Origin of the sequence: Streptomyces anulatus (genome assembly GCF_014650675.1) — a bacterium.
Classification (GTDB): domain Bacteria; phylum Actinomycetota; class Actinomycetes; order Streptomycetales; family Streptomycetaceae; genus Streptomyces; species Streptomyces anulatus.
The window spans coordinates 54,786-71,113 of the sequence record NZ_BMVK01000008.1 but is presented as its reverse complement, the minus strand read 5'-3'; the positions used below and the strand labels follow the sequence as shown (position 1 = coordinate 71,113).

At 69.7% G+C, this 16,328-nt stretch carries 15 protein-coding genes; 14 read left to right on the top strand and 1 reads right to left on the bottom strand.

All coding sequences use genetic code 11. The features are described from left to right. Positions 1-61 precede the first annotated feature (61 nt). Entirely contained in the window at positions 62-238 is a 177-nt protein-coding gene (locus tag IE272_RS21005) for a hypothetical protein (protein ID WP_007451746.1), read from the top strand. Positions 239-627: 389 nt separating this feature from the next. Beyond that, complete coding sequence (locus IE272_RS21000) at positions 628-1,836, top strand: Cmx/CmrA family chloramphenicol efflux MFS transporter (protein ID WP_098891868.1); 1,209 nt, start codon at positions 628-630, stop codon at positions 1,834-1,836. Position 1,837: 1 nt separating this feature from the next. On the opposite strand, the gene IE272_RS20995 is transcribed toward IE272_RS21000, so the two are convergent. Then, a complete protein-coding gene (locus IE272_RS20995; protein WP_050361042.1) occupies positions 1,838-2,683 on the bottom strand; it encodes a C40 family peptidase in 846 nt (281 codons plus the stop codon). A gap of 766 nt (positions 2,684-3,449) precedes the next feature. Between IE272_RS20995 and IE272_RS20990 the strand changes: the two genes are divergently transcribed. From IE272_RS20990 to nuoL, 12 genes are read left to right on the top strand one after another with little or no spacing between them, the layout of a single operon-like run. Then, positions 3,450-3,809 carry an NADH-quinone oxidoreductase subunit A gene (locus tag IE272_RS20990; RefSeq protein ID WP_003967084.1) on the top strand — a complete coding sequence of 120 codons (360 nt, stop codon included), beginning with the start codon at positions 3,450-3,452 and terminating at the stop codon, positions 3,807-3,809. 18 nt (positions 3,810-3,827) lie between these two features. Further along, positions 3,828-4,382 (top strand): NuoB/complex I 20 kDa subunit family protein, encoded by a 555-nt coding sequence (locus IE272_RS20985; RefSeq protein ID WP_003967083.1) that lies wholly within the window; start codon positions 3,828-3,830, stop codon positions 4,380-4,382. Beyond that, positions 4,379-5,107 carry an NADH-quinone oxidoreductase subunit C gene (locus tag IE272_RS20980; protein ID WP_056701294.1) on the top strand — a complete coding sequence of 243 codons (729 nt, stop codon included), beginning with the start codon at positions 4,379-4,381 and terminating at the stop codon, positions 5,105-5,107. The genes IE272_RS20985 and IE272_RS20980 overlap by 4 nt, the downstream gene beginning before the upstream one ends. Then, complete coding sequence (locus tag IE272_RS20975) at positions 5,107-6,429, top strand: NADH-quinone oxidoreductase subunit D (protein ID WP_098891866.1); 1,323 nt, start codon at positions 5,107-5,109, stop codon at positions 6,427-6,429. Before IE272_RS20980 ends, IE272_RS20975 begins: the two co-directional genes overlap by 1 nt. Positions 6,430-6,458: 29 nt before the next feature. After that, complete coding sequence (gene nuoE, locus IE272_RS20970) at positions 6,459-7,283, top strand: NADH-quinone oxidoreductase subunit NuoE (RefSeq protein WP_007451737.1); 825 nt, start codon at positions 6,459-6,461, stop codon at positions 7,281-7,283. Next, on the top strand, positions 7,280-8,662 hold the full coding sequence (gene nuoF / locus IE272_RS20965; protein ID WP_176739546.1) for an NADH-quinone oxidoreductase subunit NuoF: 1,383 nt from the start codon (positions 7,280-7,282) through the stop codon (positions 8,660-8,662). The genes nuoE and nuoF overlap by 4 nt, the downstream gene beginning before the upstream one ends. Further along, on the top strand, positions 8,659-11,169 hold the full coding sequence (locus IE272_RS20960; RefSeq protein WP_050361039.1) for an NADH-quinone oxidoreductase subunit G: 2,511 nt from the start codon (positions 8,659-8,661) through the stop codon (positions 11,167-11,169). Before nuoF ends, IE272_RS20960 begins: the two co-directional genes overlap by 4 nt. Continuing rightward, entirely contained in the window at positions 11,166-12,569 is a 1,404-nt protein-coding gene (gene nuoH / locus IE272_RS20955; RefSeq protein WP_050361038.1) for an NADH-quinone oxidoreductase subunit NuoH, read from the top strand. The genes IE272_RS20960 and nuoH overlap by 4 nt, the downstream gene beginning before the upstream one ends. After that, positions 12,562-13,257, top strand: coding sequence for an NADH-quinone oxidoreductase subunit NuoI (gene nuoI, locus IE272_RS20950; RefSeq protein ID WP_032791961.1), 696 nt, complete (start codon positions 12,562-12,564; stop codon positions 13,255-13,257). The genes nuoH and nuoI overlap by 8 nt, the downstream gene beginning before the upstream one ends. Beyond that, entirely contained in the window at positions 13,254-14,120 is an 867-nt protein-coding gene (locus IE272_RS20945; protein WP_190007493.1) for an NADH-quinone oxidoreductase subunit J, read from the top strand. The genes nuoI and IE272_RS20945 overlap by 4 nt, the downstream gene beginning before the upstream one ends. Continuing rightward, positions 14,117-14,416 (top strand): NADH-quinone oxidoreductase subunit NuoK, encoded by a 300-nt coding sequence (nuoK, locus tag IE272_RS20940; RefSeq protein ID WP_007451729.1) that lies wholly within the window; start codon positions 14,117-14,119, stop codon positions 14,414-14,416. Before IE272_RS20945 ends, nuoK begins: the two co-directional genes overlap by 4 nt. 12 nt (positions 14,417-14,428) lie before the next feature. Further along, on the top strand, positions 14,429-16,324 hold the full coding sequence (nuoL, locus tag IE272_RS20935; RefSeq protein ID WP_047178206.1) for an NADH-quinone oxidoreductase subunit L: 1,896 nt from the start codon (positions 14,429-14,431) through the stop codon (positions 16,322-16,324). The last annotated feature ends 4 nt before the right edge of the window (positions 16,325-16,328 follow it).

Genomic DNA, 16,328 nt, shown 5'->3' with positions numbered 1-16,328 from the left:
CAGGCCAGCGGGGTACGGAACAAGCCGATACAGCGCTGCTCGACCCCAAGGACAGACAGCCATGACCACCGCCTCCCTGCCCCAGCACCAGGGCCTCTTCCTGGAGCCCCGCTTCGCCGTGGACCCGACCGCGACGGACGACGACGAGGACTTCGACGCCCCGTACGACGCGCCGCCCGCGCCCACCACCTCGGCCAGGGAGCCGGAGCGGACCAACCGCCGCCCCCGCCGCCGCTGATCCGGACGGCGGTCCTCCGGCCCGGAAACCGCTGGAGGTCCCGCCGCCCGGCAGGTAGCCTCTCCTCCATGGCCAGCCCCGAGTCCGACAGACTCCGGCCACCGGTGCGCCGGTGGCCGTGTTCGTGCTGAGCGTCGCCGGCTGACCCCACGGGTCCCCGGCCCCTCCGTCACGGTTCCACGCCCCCCGGCTCACCGCGGGTACGGGCCGTTTCCCCCTCGCGTACGCGCTGAAGCACCGCCGTACGCGGGGTTCGTGCCACCGGCGATCACCGTGCCGGGCACTTCTCGCCGTCCCGCCGGACCACCGGCGGACGTCTCCGCGGCCCGTATCCCCGCATCCCGGTCTGTCTGTCCACCCGACGGTTCCGTCCAAGGGGCTACTCACCCATGCCAATCGCTGTCTACGTCCTCGGGCTCGCGGTCTTCGCCCAGGGCACATCCGAGTTCATGCTGTCCGGGCTCGTCTCGGGCATCGCCGCCGACCTCGACGTCCCGCTCTCCGCCGCCGGTCTCCTCACCTCCGCCTTCGCCGTCGGGATGGTCGTCGGCGCGCCCCTGATGGCGCTCTCCAGCCGTAACTGGCCCCGCCGTCGCGCCCTGCTCCTCTTTCTCGCGGTGTTCGTCGCCGTCCATGTCGTCGGCGCTCTCACCCCGAGCTACGGGGTGCTCCTCGCGACCCGCTTCGTCGGGGCCCTCGCCAACGCGGGCTTCTGGGCGGTCGCACTGACCACGGCCGTCTCGATGGTCCCGGACCGGCTGAAGGGCCGGGCCACCGCCGTGGTGGTCGGCGGGGTGACGATCGCCTGCGTGGTGGGCGTACCGGCCGGCGCGGTGCTGGGGGAGCGCTGGGGGTGGCGGTCGGCCTTCTGGGCGGTCGCGATCGTCTCGCTGCCCGCCGTCCTCGCGGTGCTGCGCTCCATCCCGGGCGGCCGGGGTACGGACACGGGCGCCGCTCCCGTACCCGTACGGGACGAGCTGCGCGCGCTGACCGGTCCCCGGCTGCGGCCGGTCCTGCTCACGATGGCCCTGGTGCAGGGCGCGACCTTCTGCACGTTCTCCTACCTGGAGCCGCTCCTCACCCGGGAGACCGGCCTGGGCGCGGGGTGGGTGCCGGTGTCCCTGGCGCTCTTCGGGGCGGGCTCGTTCGCCGGGGTCACGGTGGCGGGCCGGTTCGCCGACGCCCGCCCGGTCGCCGTCGTCGCCACGGGCATGACGGCCCTCGCCCTCGGCTGGGCGGCCCTCGCCCTGGCGGCGGGCCGCCCGGCGCTCGCCCTGGCGCTGATTCCGCTCCTCGGCATGCTCGCCTTCGGGACGGGCACCGCCCTGATCACCCGGGTCCTGGGCCTCGCCTCCGGGGCCCCGACGCTGGCCGGCGCCTTCTCGACGACCGCGTTCAACCTGGGGGCGACGGTGGGCCCGTGGGCGGGCGGCATGGCCCTGGACGCCGGATTCGGCTACCGGGCGCCGGTCTGGGTGAGCGCCCTGCTGATGGTCCTGGCCCTGCTCGTCGCCGCGACGACGGCGAAGGGCCGCCGCTCCCGAGCGGGGGAGCGGCGGCCCTCAGCCGTGCAGCGGAGCGCCGGCGGGCGCTTGTGAATCAGAGAACGCGGACCGCGCCGGTCGGCCGGTCGTAGTCCAGGGAACGCTGCACCGTGCCGGTGTTGGAGTTCTGCGCACCGACGAACTCGCCGCCGCCGATGTAGATCGCGACGTGGTACGCGCTGCCCGCGCTGCCCCAGTAAAGGATGTCGCCGGGCTGGAGGTTGTCCAGGGAGACCTGGGTGCCGAAGGTCGACTGGGACTGCGAGACGCGCGGCAGGTCGATGCCCGCCGTGCGGTACGCGGCCTGGGTCAGGCCGGAGCAGTCCCAGGAGTTGGGGCCGGTGCCGCCGGGCACGTACGCGTCGCCGACCTGGGCCTTGGCGAACGCGACGATGGAGGCGGCGGAACCGCTCACGTTCGAGGAGGAGGAGGGGGCGGAGGCGGAGCTGCCCGAGTCCGACGAGCCGGAGGAGGCGCTGAGCGTCGTGCGCTCGGAGGTCCGGGAGGCGCGCTCGGCGCGCTCCTTGGCCTCCGCCTCGGCCCTGGCCTTGGCGGCGGCTTCGGCCTTCTTCTTGGCCTCGGCCTTGCGGACGGCCTCGGCGTGGGCCTTCTTGGCCGTCTTCGCGGCCTTCTCGGCCGCGGCGTCCTCGTCGGCCTGCGTCTCCAGGTCGAGGGCGACCTGCTGCGTGGCCTGGGCGGAGGCGGCCACGGCGGTGGAGAAGCCGGACGTGATCGTGGGCATCTCGATCGTCTGGGTCACCGGCTCGGCCTGGGCCGGGCCGGCGGCACCCGCGACCGCGATGGTGCTGAGGACGCCACCGGCAACTCCGGCTCGCAGTGCCGACTTCGAGGCGCGCTGACGGGGCTTCCGGTGGCTGGGTATGTGAGCGGTGTGGGACATGGGTACTAGCGCTATCAGGGCTGTAGGGGTCCCATCAAGAAACGTGTGTTGCGACACAGTTACGTTCGGAATCTGTGAATCCGCTTTCTGGGCGCCTTTATTGACGCCGTAACGGGCAAATCGGGCGACCATCATCAGGCCCGTGATCATTGCCTTTCGGTAATACGCCCGAATTGCCCGTCGCTTACCATCCGTTCACACCGATGGCCAAGCCCGGCTTTCCGGGGCCCGGGGCCGTGTGGCGCAGGTCACAGCGTGGATCCATCGGGACGGGCAACCCTCGCGGCCGCGATGCGCGTGGGCGAGCGGGCGGACCGGCGCCCTCCGGGTGCTCGATCCGGAAGTTCGTGAATGCGTGCACATGTCCCCTTCGGTCCCCACCGCCCCTCGTGCGGGTGAGGGGCGATCCAGGCCGACGCCCTTATCACCCCGGGGCATTCCACCGCCAATTTGCTTGTACGGGCTGTCGATTGATAGCGCGGCACGCCTTTGACCAGCGGTAACACCATCGAATGTCACGTCTCGTGATCACTCGGCCGCTTCGCGTACGAAGATCACCGCTCATACGACTTCATGATCCTTCGTCAGGTGGTGGAGATCACAAAGCCGTTGTCGTACCCCGTGTCGCAGATCACAGGGGGCCGGGCATAGGATGCGGGGCAGTCGGGCTTGTGAACTGCCTCACATGTGCACGATCTTGGTGAGGTGGCGAGCCGGTCGCCCGATGCGGTCCACAGGTCAAGGACGACTGGAAGGAGCGAGGAGCGTGAATGCCTACGCGCCCATCCTCGTGCTCGGCGCCCTCGGGGCAGGGTTTGCGATCTTCTCCGTGGTCATGGCCACGCTTATCGGCCCCAAGCGGTACAACCGGGCAAAGCTCGAAGCGTACGAGTGCGGTATCGAACCCACCCCGACTCCCGCCGGAGGCGGCCGCTTCCCGATCAAGTACTACCTGACGGCGATGCTTTTCATCGTCTTCGACATCGAGATCGTCTTCCTCTATCCCTGGGCGGTCTCCTTCGACGCCCTGGGGATCTTCGGGCTCGTGGAGATGCTGCTCTTCGTGCTCACCGTCTTCGTCGCCTATGCGTATGTATGGCGTCGCGGCGGCCTGGAATGGGACTGAGGGGCTGAGGGGCACACCATGGGACTCGAAGAGAAACTGCCGAGCGGCTTCGTTCTGACCACGGTCGAGCAGGCCGCGGGCTGGGTACGGAAGTCATCCGTCTTCCCGGCCACGTTCGGACTGGCCTGCTGCGCCATCGAGATGATGACGACCGGCGCGGGCCGCTACGACCTGGCCCGGTTCGGGATGGAGGTCTTCCGCGGATCGCCGCGACAGGCGGACCTGATGATCGTCGCGGGACGCGTGAGCCAGAAGATGGCGCCCGTCCTGCGGCAGGTCTACGACCAGATGCCGAATCCCAAGTGGGTCATTTCCATGGGAGTTTGTGCGTCATCGGGTGGAATGTTCAACAATTACGCCATTGTGCAGGGTGTTGACCACATTGTTCCGGTCGATATCTATTTGCCGGGTTGCCCGCCTCGCCCCGAGATGCTGCTGGACGCCATCCTCAAGCTCCACCAGAAGATCCAGACCTCCAAGCTCGGGGTCAACGCGGAGGAGGCCGCCCGCGAGGCGGAGGAAGCGGCCCTCAAGGCACTGCCCCTGATCGAGATGAAGGGGCTGCTCCGGTGACCGAGAACACCGACGCGAACGGCGAGCGGAACGGCAACGCCGTACCCGCCCCGCGCGACACCGGCGGAGAGGTCATCCGCGTCCGCAAGGGCATGTTCGGCGCGAACAACGGCGGCGACACCTCCGGCTACGGGGGCCTCGTCCGCACCGTCACCCTGCCGGGAGCCTCCTCCCGGCCGTACGGCGGCTGGTTCGACGAGGTGGCCGACGAGCTCGAAGGGGCCCTGGAGGAACAGGACCTGATCCCCTCCAACGCCATCGAGAAGACGGTCGTCGACCGCGACGAGCTGACCTTCCACATCGCCCGCGAGCACCTGGTCCAGGTCGCCCGCACCCTGCGCGACGACCCCGCCCTGCGCTTCGAACTCTGTACGGGCGTGAGCGGCGTCCACTTCCTGGGCGACAAGGGCCGCGAACTGCACGCCGTCTACCACCTGCGGTCCCTCACCCACGGCCGGCTGATCCGGCTGGAGGTGTCCGCCCCGGACAGCGACCCGCACATCCCGTCGATCGTCGAGGTCTACCCGACCAACGACTGGCACGAGCGTGAGGCGTACGACTTCTTCGGGCTCATCTTCGACGGGCACCCGGCCCTGACCCGGATCATGATGCCGGACGACTGGCAGGGCTTCCCGCAGCGCAAGGACTACCCGCTCGGCGGCATCGCCGTCGAGTACAAGGGCGCCCAGATCCCGGCTCCGGACCAGCGGAGGTCGTACTCCTGATGACCACTCCCCACGCGACACCCCGTGCCACGACCGAGGGGACTGTATATACAGTCACCGGCGGCGACTGGGACGAGGTCGTCGAATCCGCGGTGAAGTCCGACGACGAACGCATCATCGTCAACATGGGCCCCCAGCACCCGTCCACGCACGGCGTGCTGCGCCTCATCCTGGAGATCGACGGCGAGACCGTCACCGAGGCCCGCTGCGGCATCGGCTACCTCCACACCGGCATCGAGAAGAACCTCGAATTCCGCAACTGGACGCAGGGCACCACCTTCGTCACGCGGATGGACTACCTGACGCCGTTCTTCAACGAGACGGCGTACTGCCTGGGCGTCGAGAAGCTCCTCGGCATCGAGGACCAGATCCCCGACCGGGCCACCATCCTGCGCGTGCTGCTGATGGAGCTCAACCGGCTCTCCTCGCACCTGGTGTGCGTCGCCACCGGCGGCATGGAGCTCGGCGCGACCACGATCATGATCTACGGCTTCCGCGATCGTGAACTGGTTCTCGACCTCTTCGAGCTCTTCACCGGCCTGCGGATGAACCACGCGTTCGTCCGCCCCGGCGGCCTCGCCCAGGACCTGCCCCCGGGCGCGGTCGACCGGCTGCGCGAGTTCATCAAGACCATGAAGAAGAACCTGCCGGAGTACGACAAGCTCGCCACCGGCAACCCGATCTTCAAGGCCCGTATGCAGGACGTCGGCTACCTCGACCTCACCGGCTGCATGGCGCTCGGCGCCACCGGCCCGGTGCTGCGCTCCGCCGGACTCCCGCACGACCTGCGCAAGAGCGACCCGTACTGCGGCTACGAGACCTACGACTTCGAGGTCCCGACCACCGACACCTGCGACTCCTACGGACGCTTCCTCATCCGCCTGGAGGAGATGCGCCAGTCGCTGCGCATCATCGAGCAGTGCATCGACCGCCTGGAGCCGGGTCCGGTCATGGTCGCCGACAAGAAGATCGCCTGGCCCGCCCAGCTCGCCCTCGGCCCGGACGGACTCGGCAACTCGCTCGACCACATCCGGAACATCATGGGCACCTCCATGGAAGCCCTGATCCACCACTTCAAGCTGGTGACCGAGGGCTTCAGGGTCCCGGCCGGACAGACGTACACCGCCATCGAGTCCCCCAAGGGCGAACTCGGCGTCCACGTCGTCTCCGACGGCGGCACCCGCCCCTACCGGGTCCACTTCCGCGACCCGTCCTTCACCAACCTGCAGGCCATGGCGGCGATGTGCGAAGGCGGCCAGGTCGCCGACGTCATCGTCGCCGTCGCGTCCATCGACCCCGTGATGGGAGGCGTCGACCGGTGACCACATCACGCCAAGACGTCAGTCTGGGGATGCCGCAGCTCCCCGCCACCCCCTACCCGGCCGAGGTGCGCGCCCGGCTCGACGCGGACGCGAAGGAGGTGCTCGCCCGCTACCCCGGCAGCCGCTCCGCGCTGCTGCCGCTGCTGCACCTCGTGCAGTCCGAAGAGGGATACGTCTCCCGTACGGGCATGGCCTTCTGCGCCGAGACGCTCGACCTCACCACCGCCGAGGTCACCGCCGTCGCGACGTTCTACTCCATGTACCGGCGCAGGCCGAGCGGCGACTACCAGGTCGGCGTCTGCACCAACACCCTGTGCGCGGTCATGGGCGGCGACGCCATCTTCGACACGCTCAAGGAGCACCTCGGGGTCGGCAACAACGAGACCACCGAGGACGGCAAGGTCACCCTCGAACACATCGAGTGCAACGCCGCCTGCGACTTCGCGCCCGTCGTGATGGTCAACTGGGAGTTCTTCGACAACCAGACGCCCCAGAGCGCCACGCAGCTCGTCGACGACCTGATCGCCGGCCGGACCGTCGAGCCCACCCGCGGGGCACCGATCTGCTCGTACAAGGAGACGGCCCGCATCCTGGCGGGCTTCCCCGACGAGCGGCCCGGCGCCGTCGAGGCGACCGGCGGCGCGGGTCCCGCCTCCCTCGTCGGGCTGAAGCTCGCCAAGGGCGAGGCACTCCCGCAGGCGCGCGTGGTCTCCCCGCGCGACGGGCAGCCCAAGAGCGCCCAGCCGCACGACCCTTCGCCGTCCGAGCACCTCAGCTCGCACGACGCACCGCAGCAGACCTCGGCCTCCGACCCGGAGCACCCGGCCGGGCCCGCAGCCGAGGAGGGGGAGTGATGACCTTGGCCGCCGAGATCGACCACAACGGGACGAGCCCCGAGAAGCTGCTCGCACCCGTCCTCTCCGCCTTCTGGGACCAGCCCGATTCCTGGACCCTGGACACCTACCGCCGCCACGAGGGCTACGAAGGGCTGCGCAAGGCGCTGGCCATGGCGCCCGACGACCTCATCGCGTACGTCAAGGACTCCGGTCTGCGCGGACGCGGCGGCGCGGGCTTCCCCACCGGGATGAAGTGGCAGTTCATCCCGCAGGGCGACGGCAAACCCCACTACCTGGTGGTCAACGCCGACGAGTCGGAGCCGGGCACCTGCAAGGACATCCCGCTCCTCTTCGCGAACCCGCACAGCCTCATCGAGGGCATCGTGATCGCCTGTTACGCGATCCGTTCGTCGCACGCGTTCATCTATCTGCGCGGTGAGGTCGTCCCCGTGCTGCGGCGACTGCACGAGGCCGTACGGGAGGCGTACGAGGCGGGCTATCTGGGGACGAACATCCTGGGTTCAGGACTCGATCTGGAACTCACGGTGCACGCGGGCGCCGGTGCGTACATCTGTGGTGAGGAAACCGCGCTGCTCGACTCTCTCGAAGGACGGCGTGGCCAGCCCCGGCTGCGGCCCCCCTTCCCTGCGGTCGCCGGTCTGTACGCCTGCCCCACTGTGGTGAACAACGTCGAGTCCATCGCCTCGGTTCCCGCGATCCTGAACAAGGGCAAGGACTGGTTCAAGTCGATGGGCAGCGAGAAGTCCCCGGGCTTCACGCTCTACTCGCTCAGCGGCCACGTCACCAGCCCCGGCCAGTACGAGGCCCCGCTCGGCATCACGCTCCGTCAGCTCCTCGACATGAGCGGCGGCATCCGTGCCGGGCACCGCCTGAAGTTCTGGACCCCGGGCGGCTCCTCCACCCCGATGTTCACCGAGGAGCACCTCGACGTCCCCCTCGACTACGAGGGCGTCGGCGCCGCCGGGTCCATGCTCGGCACCAAGGCGCTCCAGTGCTTCGACGAGACGACCTGCGTCGTGCGGGCCGTCACCCGCTGGACCGAGTTCTACGCCCACGAGTCCTGCGGCAAGTGCACACCCTGCCGCGAAGGCACCTACTGGCTGGTCCAGTTGCTCCGCGACATCGAGGCGGGCCAGGGCGAGATGGCCGACCTCGACAAGCTCAACGACATCGCCGACAACATCAACGGCAAGTCGTTCTGCGCGCTCGGCGACGGCGCGGCCTCGCCGATCTTCTCCTCGCTCAAGTACTTCCGCGAGGAGTACGAGCAGCACATCACGGGCAAGGGCTGCCCCTTCGACCCCGCCCGGTCCACGGCCTGGGCCGACGACAAGAACACCGACGGCAAGAACGCTCACCGGGGGGTGAACGCATGACAGTCACCACGAGTGCGCCCTCCGGGGGCGGCGAGGCGGCGGTTCCGCCCGAGGACCTGGTCACGCTGACCATCGACGGCATCGAGATCAGCGTCCCCAAGGGGACCCTGGTCATCCGCGCCGCCGAACTCCTCGGCATCGAGATCCCGCGCTTCTGCGACCACCCGCTCCTCGACCCCGCCGGCGCCTGCCGCCAGTGCATCGTCGAGGTCGAGGGCCAGCGCAAGCCGATGGCCTCCTGCACCATCACCTGCACCGACGGCATGGTCGTCAAGTCGCAGATCACCTCTCCTGTCGCCGAGAAGGCGCAGAAGGGCGTGATGGAGCTGCTGCTGATCAACCATCCGCTGGACTGCCCCGTCTGCGACAAGGGCGGCGAGTGCCCGCTCCAGAACCAGGCGATGTCGCACGGCGGCGCCGACTCCCGGTTCGAGGGCAAGAAGCGGACCTTCGAGAAGCCCGTTCCCATCTCCACCCAGGTGCTGCTGGACCGCGAGCGGTGCGTGCTCTGCGCGCGCTGCACCCGGTTCTCCAACCAGGTGGCGGGCGACCCGATGATCGAGCTGATCGAGCGCGGCGCGCTCCAGCAGGTCGGCACCGGCGAGGGCGACCCCTTCGAGTCGTACTTCTCCGGCAACACCATCCAGATCTGCCCGGTCGGCGCGCTGACCTCGGCGGCGTACCGCTTCCGCTCCCGCCCCTTCGACCTGGTCTCCACCCCCTCGGTGTGCGAGCAGTGCGCGGGCGGCTGCTCGACCCGGACCGACCACCGGCGCGGCAAGGTCATGCGCCGCCTCGCGGCCAACGAGCCCGAGGTCAACGAGGAGTGGATCTGCGACAAGGGGCGGTTCGGCTTCCGTTACGCCCAGCAGCGCGACCGGCTCACCACCCCGCTGGTCCGCAACGCCGAGGGCGAGCTGGAACCGGCGAGCTGGCCCGAGGCGCTGGAAGCCGCGGCGGCCGGACTCCTGGCCGCCCGCGGCCGTACCGGCGTCCTGACCGGCGGCCGGCTGACCGTCGAGGACGCCTACGCGTACAGCAAGTTCGCCCGGGTCGCCCTGGACACCAACGACGTCGACTTCCGCTCCCGGGTCCACAGCGCCGAGGAGGCCGACTTCCTGGCCGCCCGGGTCGCCGGACGCGGCCGGGACCTGGACGGCGAGGGAGTCACCTACAGCGCGCTGGAGAAGGCCCCCGCGGTCCTGCTCGTCGGGTTCGAGTCCGAGGAGGAGGCGCCCGGCGTCTTCCTGCGGCTGCGCAAGGCCCACCGCAAGAGCGGCCAGAAGACCTTCGCGCTGGCCTCGCACGCCACCCGGGGCCTGGTGAAGGCGGGCGGCACCCTGCTGCCCGCCGCCCCCGGCACCGAGACCGAGTGGCTGGACGCGCTCGCGGGCGGTGTCGGCCTGGAGGCCGAGGGGGCCGCGGCGGCCGAGGCGCTCCGCGGCGAGCACTCCCTGATCATCGTCGGTGAACGGCTCGCCGGAGTGCCCGGCGCCCTGTCCGCCGCCGTCCGTACCGCCACCGCCACCGGCGCACGCCTGGTGTGGATCCCGCGCCGGGCGGGCGACCGGGGCGCGGTGGAGGCGGGCGCGCTCCCCACCCTGCTGCCCGGCGGCCGACCGGCCACCGACCCGCGGGCCCGCGAGGAGGTCGCGGAGCTGTGGAGGGTGGCCGAACTGCCCAGCCGCCACGGCCGCGACACCGGCCAGATCGTCGAGGCCGCGGCCACCGGCGAACTGGGCGCGCTGCTCGTCGCCGGCGTCGGCGTCGAGGACCTGCCCGACCCGAACCGTGCCATCCAGGCGCTGAACGAGGTCGGCTTCCTGGTCTCGCTGGAGCTGCGGCCGAGCGCGGTCTCCGCCCGGGCGGACGTGGTCTTCCCGGTCGCCGCCGTCGCGGAGAAGTCCGGCACCTTCCTCAACTGGGAGGGCCGGGCCCGGATGTTCCAGGCGGCACTGAAGCCCGAGCAGATGCCCCGGACGCTCGCGCCGACGGACTCCCGGGTGCTGCACATGCTGGCCGACGCCATGGACGTGCACTTCGCCCTGCCGGACCTGACCGCCGCCCGCCGCGAGCTGGACCGGCTCGGCGGCTGGGAGGGCGGCCACGCCCAGGACCCGCGCGAGAGCGCGCAGCCACTGCCCCGGCCCGGCGACGGCGAGGCGGTCCTCGCGGGCCACCGGATGCTGCTCGACCTCGGCCGGCTCCAGGACGGCGACACCGCTCTCGCCGGGACCCGGCACGCGGCCGTCGCCCGGCTCTCGGCGGTCACCGCCGCCGAGTCCGGCGTCAAGGACGGCGACCTGCTCGCCGTCACCGGCCCCGCGGGCACCGTCGAACTGCCCCTCGCGGTCACCGACATGCCGGACCGGGTGGTCTGGGTGCCGCTGAACTCGGTGGGACGCGGCATCCCCGCCGACACCGGCGCGAACCCCGGCGGCCTGGTGCGGATCGGCCCCGCCGCCGCACCGGGTGCTCCCGTCGAACCATCGGAGGTACGAGCGTGACTGGCCTCGCCGCACTCACGACGGCGCCCGAGGGCGTCGTCCTCGCCGCCGAGGATCTCTCGATGTTCGGCACCGACCCCTGGTGGCTCGTCGCCATCAAGGCGGTCTTCTGCTTCGCGTTCCTGATGGTGACCGTGCTGTTCTCCATCGTGTGGGAGCGCAAGGTCGTCGCCTGGATGCAGCTGCGCATCGGCCCCAACCGCAACGGCCCCTGGGGCATGCTCCAGTCGCTCGCCGACGGCATGAAGCTCATGCTGAAGGAGGACGTCGTCGTCAAGCGGGCCGACAAGGTCGTCTACATCCTGGCGCCGATCATCGCGGCGATCCCGGCGTTCATGGCGATCGCGGTCATCCCGTTCGGACCGGCCGACAACCAGGTGTCGATCTTCGGGCACCGCACGACGATGCAGCTGACCGACCTCCCGATCGCGATGCTCTACATCCTCGCGGTCGCCTCGGTCGGCATCTACGGCCTCGTCCTCGCGGGCTGGTCCTCCGGATCGACGTACCCGCTGCTCGGCGGTCTGCGCTCCTGCGCCCAGATGATCAGCTACGAGATCGCGATGGGCGCCGCGTTCGCCTCGGTGTTCCTCTACTCCGGGTCGATGTCGACCTCGGCGATCGTGGAGGCGCAGGCGGACCGGTGGTTCGTCATCCTGCTCCCGGTCTCCTTCATCATCTACATCATCACGATGGTCGGGGAGACGAACCGGGCGCCGTTCGACATGCCGGAGTCCGAGGGCGACCTCGTCGGCGGGTTCAACACCGAGTACTCCTCGATCAAGTTCGCGATGTTCATGCTCGCCGAGTACGTCAACATGGTCACCGTCTCCGCGGTCTCCGTGACCCTCTTCCTGGGCGGCTGGCGGGCTCCGTACCCGATCAGCACCTTCTGGGAGGGCGCGAACCAGGGCTGGTGGCCGATGCTCTGGTTCGTCCTCAAGGTCCAGCTGCTGCTCTTCTTCTTCATCTGGCTGCGCGGCACCCTGCCCCGGGTCCGCTACGACCAGCTGATGAAGCTCGGCTGGAAGGTCCTCATCCCGGTCTCCGTGGTCTGGCTGATGCTCGTCGCCACCGTCCGCGCCCTGCGCAACGAGGGCTACGACTTCTCCCGGATCGTGCTGTACGTCGGCGCGGCGGTGATCGCGATCCTGCTGATCTCGTTCGTCGTCGACATGTTCCGCGACCGCAGGAACCGGGCCGAGGAGGAAGCGGCCGGACCGGAGCCCGCCTTCGACCCGATGGCGGGCGGATTCCCGGTGCCTCCGCTGCCCGGACAGAACCTGCCGCCGGTGCCCAGGCGCACACCACGACGGGAGCGGGAGCTCGTTGTCAGTGGTGGACCGGATACTCAGAGTGACGGAAACGCGAGTGACGGAAAGGAGGCCGGCGGTGTCTGAGAAACCAGAACTCACGGGCTCATCGGGATCCGCTGGGTCCTCGGGCCGGGCGGGGGAGTCGGGGGACAAGTTCCAGAACCCCGTGGCCGGCTTCGGCGTGACCTTCAAGGCCATGTTCAAGAAGCGGCTCACCGAGCAGTATCCGGAGACGCCGAAGGTGACGGCGCCCCGCTTCCACGGCCGCCACCAGCTCAACCGCCACCCGGACGGCCTGGAGAAGTGCGTCGGCTGCGAGCTGTGCGCCTGGGCCTGTCCGGCGGACGCGATCTACGTGGAGGGCGCGGACAACACCGAGGAGGAGCGCTACTCCCCGGGAGAGCGCTACGGCCGCGTCTACCAGATCAACTACGCGCGCTGCATCCTGTGCGGACTCTGCATCGAGGCCTGCCCCACCCGGGCGCTGACGATGACGAACGAGTTCGAGCTCGCCAACACCACCCGCGAGAGCCTCATCTACACCAAGGACGAGCTGCTCGCGGGCCTGGAGGAAGGCATGGTCGACAGCCCGCACGCGATCTTCCCCGGCATGGACGAGCAGGACTACTACCGGGGCGTGGTCACCGAGGCGGCGCCCGGCACGGTCCGTCAGACGGCGGTGTCCAAGGGCGAGAGCGACAAGGCCGACGAGGACCCCATCGAGTCGACGTCGGCCGCCGACGCCCGGCAGGACAAGGGGGTGGGGGCGTGAACGCGCTGGCCGCAGCCACCACCACCTCGACCGGCGAGGCCTTCCAGTTCTGGATCCTGGGCACCGTCGCCGTGATCGGCGCGCTCTCCACGGTCCTGCTGAAGAGGGCCGTGCACAGCGCGCTCTCACTCGCCGGCACCATGATCGTCCTGGCGGTGTTCTACCTCGCCAACGGGGCGTATTTCCTCGGCATCGTCCAGATCGTCGTCTACACCGGCGCGATCATGATGCTGTTCCTCTTCGTCGTCATGCTCGTCGGCGTCACCGCCGCCGACTCCCTCAAGGAGACCCTCAAGGGCCAGCGCTGGCTGGCCCTCGGGTGCTCGCTCGGCTTCGGCATCCTGCTGATCGCGGGCATCGGCAACGCCTCGCTCTCCACGTTCAACGGGCTCGGCGCCGCCAACACCGCGCACGGCGGCAACGTCGAGGGACTCGCCAACCTCATCTTCACCAAGTACGTCTTCGCCTTCGAGATCACCGGCGCCCTGCTGATCACCGCGACGGTCGGAGCGATGGTGCTCACGCACCGCGAGCGCACCGAACGGGCCAAGACCCAGCGGGAGATGTCCGAGGAGCGCGTGCGCGGCAAGCACCTCCCGCCGCTCCCCGCCCCCGGCGTCTACGCCCGGCACAACGCGGTGGACATCCCCGGTCTGCTCCCCGACGGCACGCCGTCCGAGCTCACCGTCATGCAGACGCTGCGTCAGCGCGGCCAGATCCGTGACGTCTCGCGGCAGTCCCTCGCCGATCTCAAGGCCCTGGAGCAGCGCTCCGGGGAGCGGCTCGGACGTGAGGACGCGGACGCCGTGGCACGCGGGGCCGATCCCGCGTCCCCGGCGGAGAATTCGGAGGCCGCCAAGTGAACCCGGTCAACTACCTCTACCTCGCGGCCCTGCTGTTCGCGATCGGCGCCTCCGGGGTGCTGATCCGGCGGAACGCGATCGTGGTGTTCATGTGCGTCGAGCTGATGCTCAACGCCTGCAATCTGGCGCTCGTCACGTTCTCCCGGATGCACGGCAACCTCGACGGGCAGATCGTCGCGTTCTTCACGATGGTCGTCGCCGCCGCGGAAGTCGTCGTCGGACTCGCGATCATCGTGTCGTTGTTCCGCTCCCGCCACTCGGCCTCGGTCGACGACGCCAGCCTGATGAAGCTGTAAGGGGTCGGAAACGTGGAGAACCTGATTGCGCTGCTCGTCGCGGCGCCCCTGCTCGGAGCGGCGGTCCTGCTCTGCGGCGGACGCCGACTGGACAAGACCGGCCACTGGCTCGGCACCGTCCTCGCCGGCGCCTCGTTCGTCGTCGGACTCATTCTGTTCACCGACATGCTGGGGAAGGACGCCGAGGACCGGGCCCTGCACCAGCATCTGTTCAGCTGGATTCCGGTGGAGGGCTTCCAGGCCGACATCGCCTTCCAGCTCGACCAGTTGTCGATGACGTTCGTCCTGCTCATCACCGGTGTGGGCACGCTGATCCACATCTACTCCATCGGCTACATGGAGCACGACGAGCGCAGGCGCCGCTTCTTCGGCTATCTCAACCTGTTCCTCGCGGCGATGCTCATCCTGGTCATCGCCGACAACTACCTGCTGCTGTACGTCGGGTGGGAGGGCGTCGGTCTGGCGTCGTTCCTGCTCATCGGCTTCTGGCAGCACAAGCCCACCGCGGCCACCGCCGCGAAGAAGGCCTTCCTGGTCAACCGGGTCGGCGACATGGGCCTGTCGATCGCCATCATGCTGATGTTCACCACCTTCGGCACCTTCGCCTTCGGGCCGGTGCTGGAGTCGGCGGGCGAGACGAGCCAGGGCAAGCTGACCGCCATCGGCCTGATGCTGCTGCTGGCCGCCTGCGGCAAGTCGGCCCAGGTGCCGCTGCAGTCCTGGCTCGGCGACGCGATGGAGGGCCCGACCCCGGTCTCCGCCCTCATCCACGCCGCGACCATGGTCACCGCCGGCGTCTATCTGATCGTCCGCTCCGGCGCGATCTTCAACGCCGCCCCGGACGCCCAGCTGGTCGTCGTCATCGTCGGCGCGGTCACGCTGATCTTCGGTGCGATCGTCGGTTGCGCGAAGGACGACATCAAGAAGGCCCTGGCCGGCTCCACGATGTCGCAGATCGGCTACATGATCCTGGCCGCGGGCCTCGGCCCCATCGGCTACATCTTCGCGATCATGCACCTGGTGACGCACGGCTTCTTCAAGGCCGGGCTCTTCCTCGGCGCGGGCTCCGTCATGCACGGCATGAACGACGAGGTCGACATGCGCAAGTACGGCGGCCTGCGGAAGTACATGCCGGTCACCTTCGTCACCTTCGGACTCGGCTATCTGGCCATCATCGGCTTCCCCGGCCTGTCCGGCTTCTTCTCCAAGGACAAGATCATCGAGGCGGCCTTCGCCAAGGGCGGCACCGAGGGCTGGATCCTCGGCTCCGTGGCCCTGCTGGGCGCCGCGATCACCGCGTTCTACATGACGCGCGTGATGCTGATGACGTTCTTCGGCGAGAAGCGCTGGCAGCCGGACGCGGAGGGCCACGAGCCGCACCCGCACGAGTCCCCGAAGTCGATGACGATCCCGATGATCGTGCTGGCCTTCGGCTCGGTGTTCGCCGGCGGGTTCTTCGCGATCGGCGACCGCTTCATCAACTGGCTGGAGCCCGTCACCGGTTACGACCACGGACACGCCCCGCTGAGCGCGGCCACGGTCACCGGAGCCACCGTGGTGGCCCTGGTCGTCGGCGTCGGGATCGCCTGGGCGATGTACGGGCGCAAGCCCGTGCCCGTCGTCGCCCCGCGCGGCTCGGTCCTCACCCGGGCCGCCCGCCGCGATCTCCTCCAGGACGACTTCAACCACGTGGTCCTGGTCCGCGGCGGCGAGCACCTCACCCGCTCGCTGGTCTACGTGGACCACTCCCTGGTCGACGGCGTCGTCAACGGCACGGCCGCCTCGGTCGGCGGGCTCTCCGGCCGGCTGCGCAAGATGCAGAACGGCTACGCCCGCACCTACGCGGTCTCGATGTTCGGCGGTACGGCGGTCGTCATCGCCGCGACCCTGCTGATGAGGGCGGTCTGATCAC

What these genes read in the sequence shown, in the direction of transcription:
- IE272_RS21000 (WP_098891868.1), top strand. Translation starts at nt 628, where the DNA reads ATGCCAATCGCTGTCTACGTCCTCGGGCTCGCGGTCTTCGCCCAGGGC.
- IE272_RS20960 (WP_050361039.1), top strand. Translation starts at nt 8,659, where the DNA reads ATGACAGTCACCACGAGTGCGCCCTCCGGGGGCGGCGAGGCGGCGGTT.
- IE272_RS20975 (WP_098891866.1), top strand. Translation starts at nt 5,107, where the DNA reads ATGACCACTCCCCACGCGACACCCCGTGCCACGACCGAGGGGACTGTA.
- IE272_RS21005 (WP_007451746.1), top strand. Translation starts at nt 62, where the DNA reads ATGACCACCGCCTCCCTGCCCCAGCACCAGGGCCTCTTCCTGGAGCCC.
- nuoE (WP_007451737.1), top strand. Translation starts at nt 6,459, where the DNA reads ATGCCGCAGCTCCCCGCCACCCCCTACCCGGCCGAGGTGCGCGCCCGG.
- IE272_RS20995 (WP_050361042.1), bottom strand. Translation starts at nt 2,683, where the DNA reads ATGTCCCACACCGCTCACATACCCAGCCACCGGAAGCCCCGTCAGCGC.
- IE272_RS20985 (WP_003967083.1), top strand. Translation starts at nt 3,828, where the DNA reads ATGGGACTCGAAGAGAAACTGCCGAGCGGCTTCGTTCTGACCACGGTC.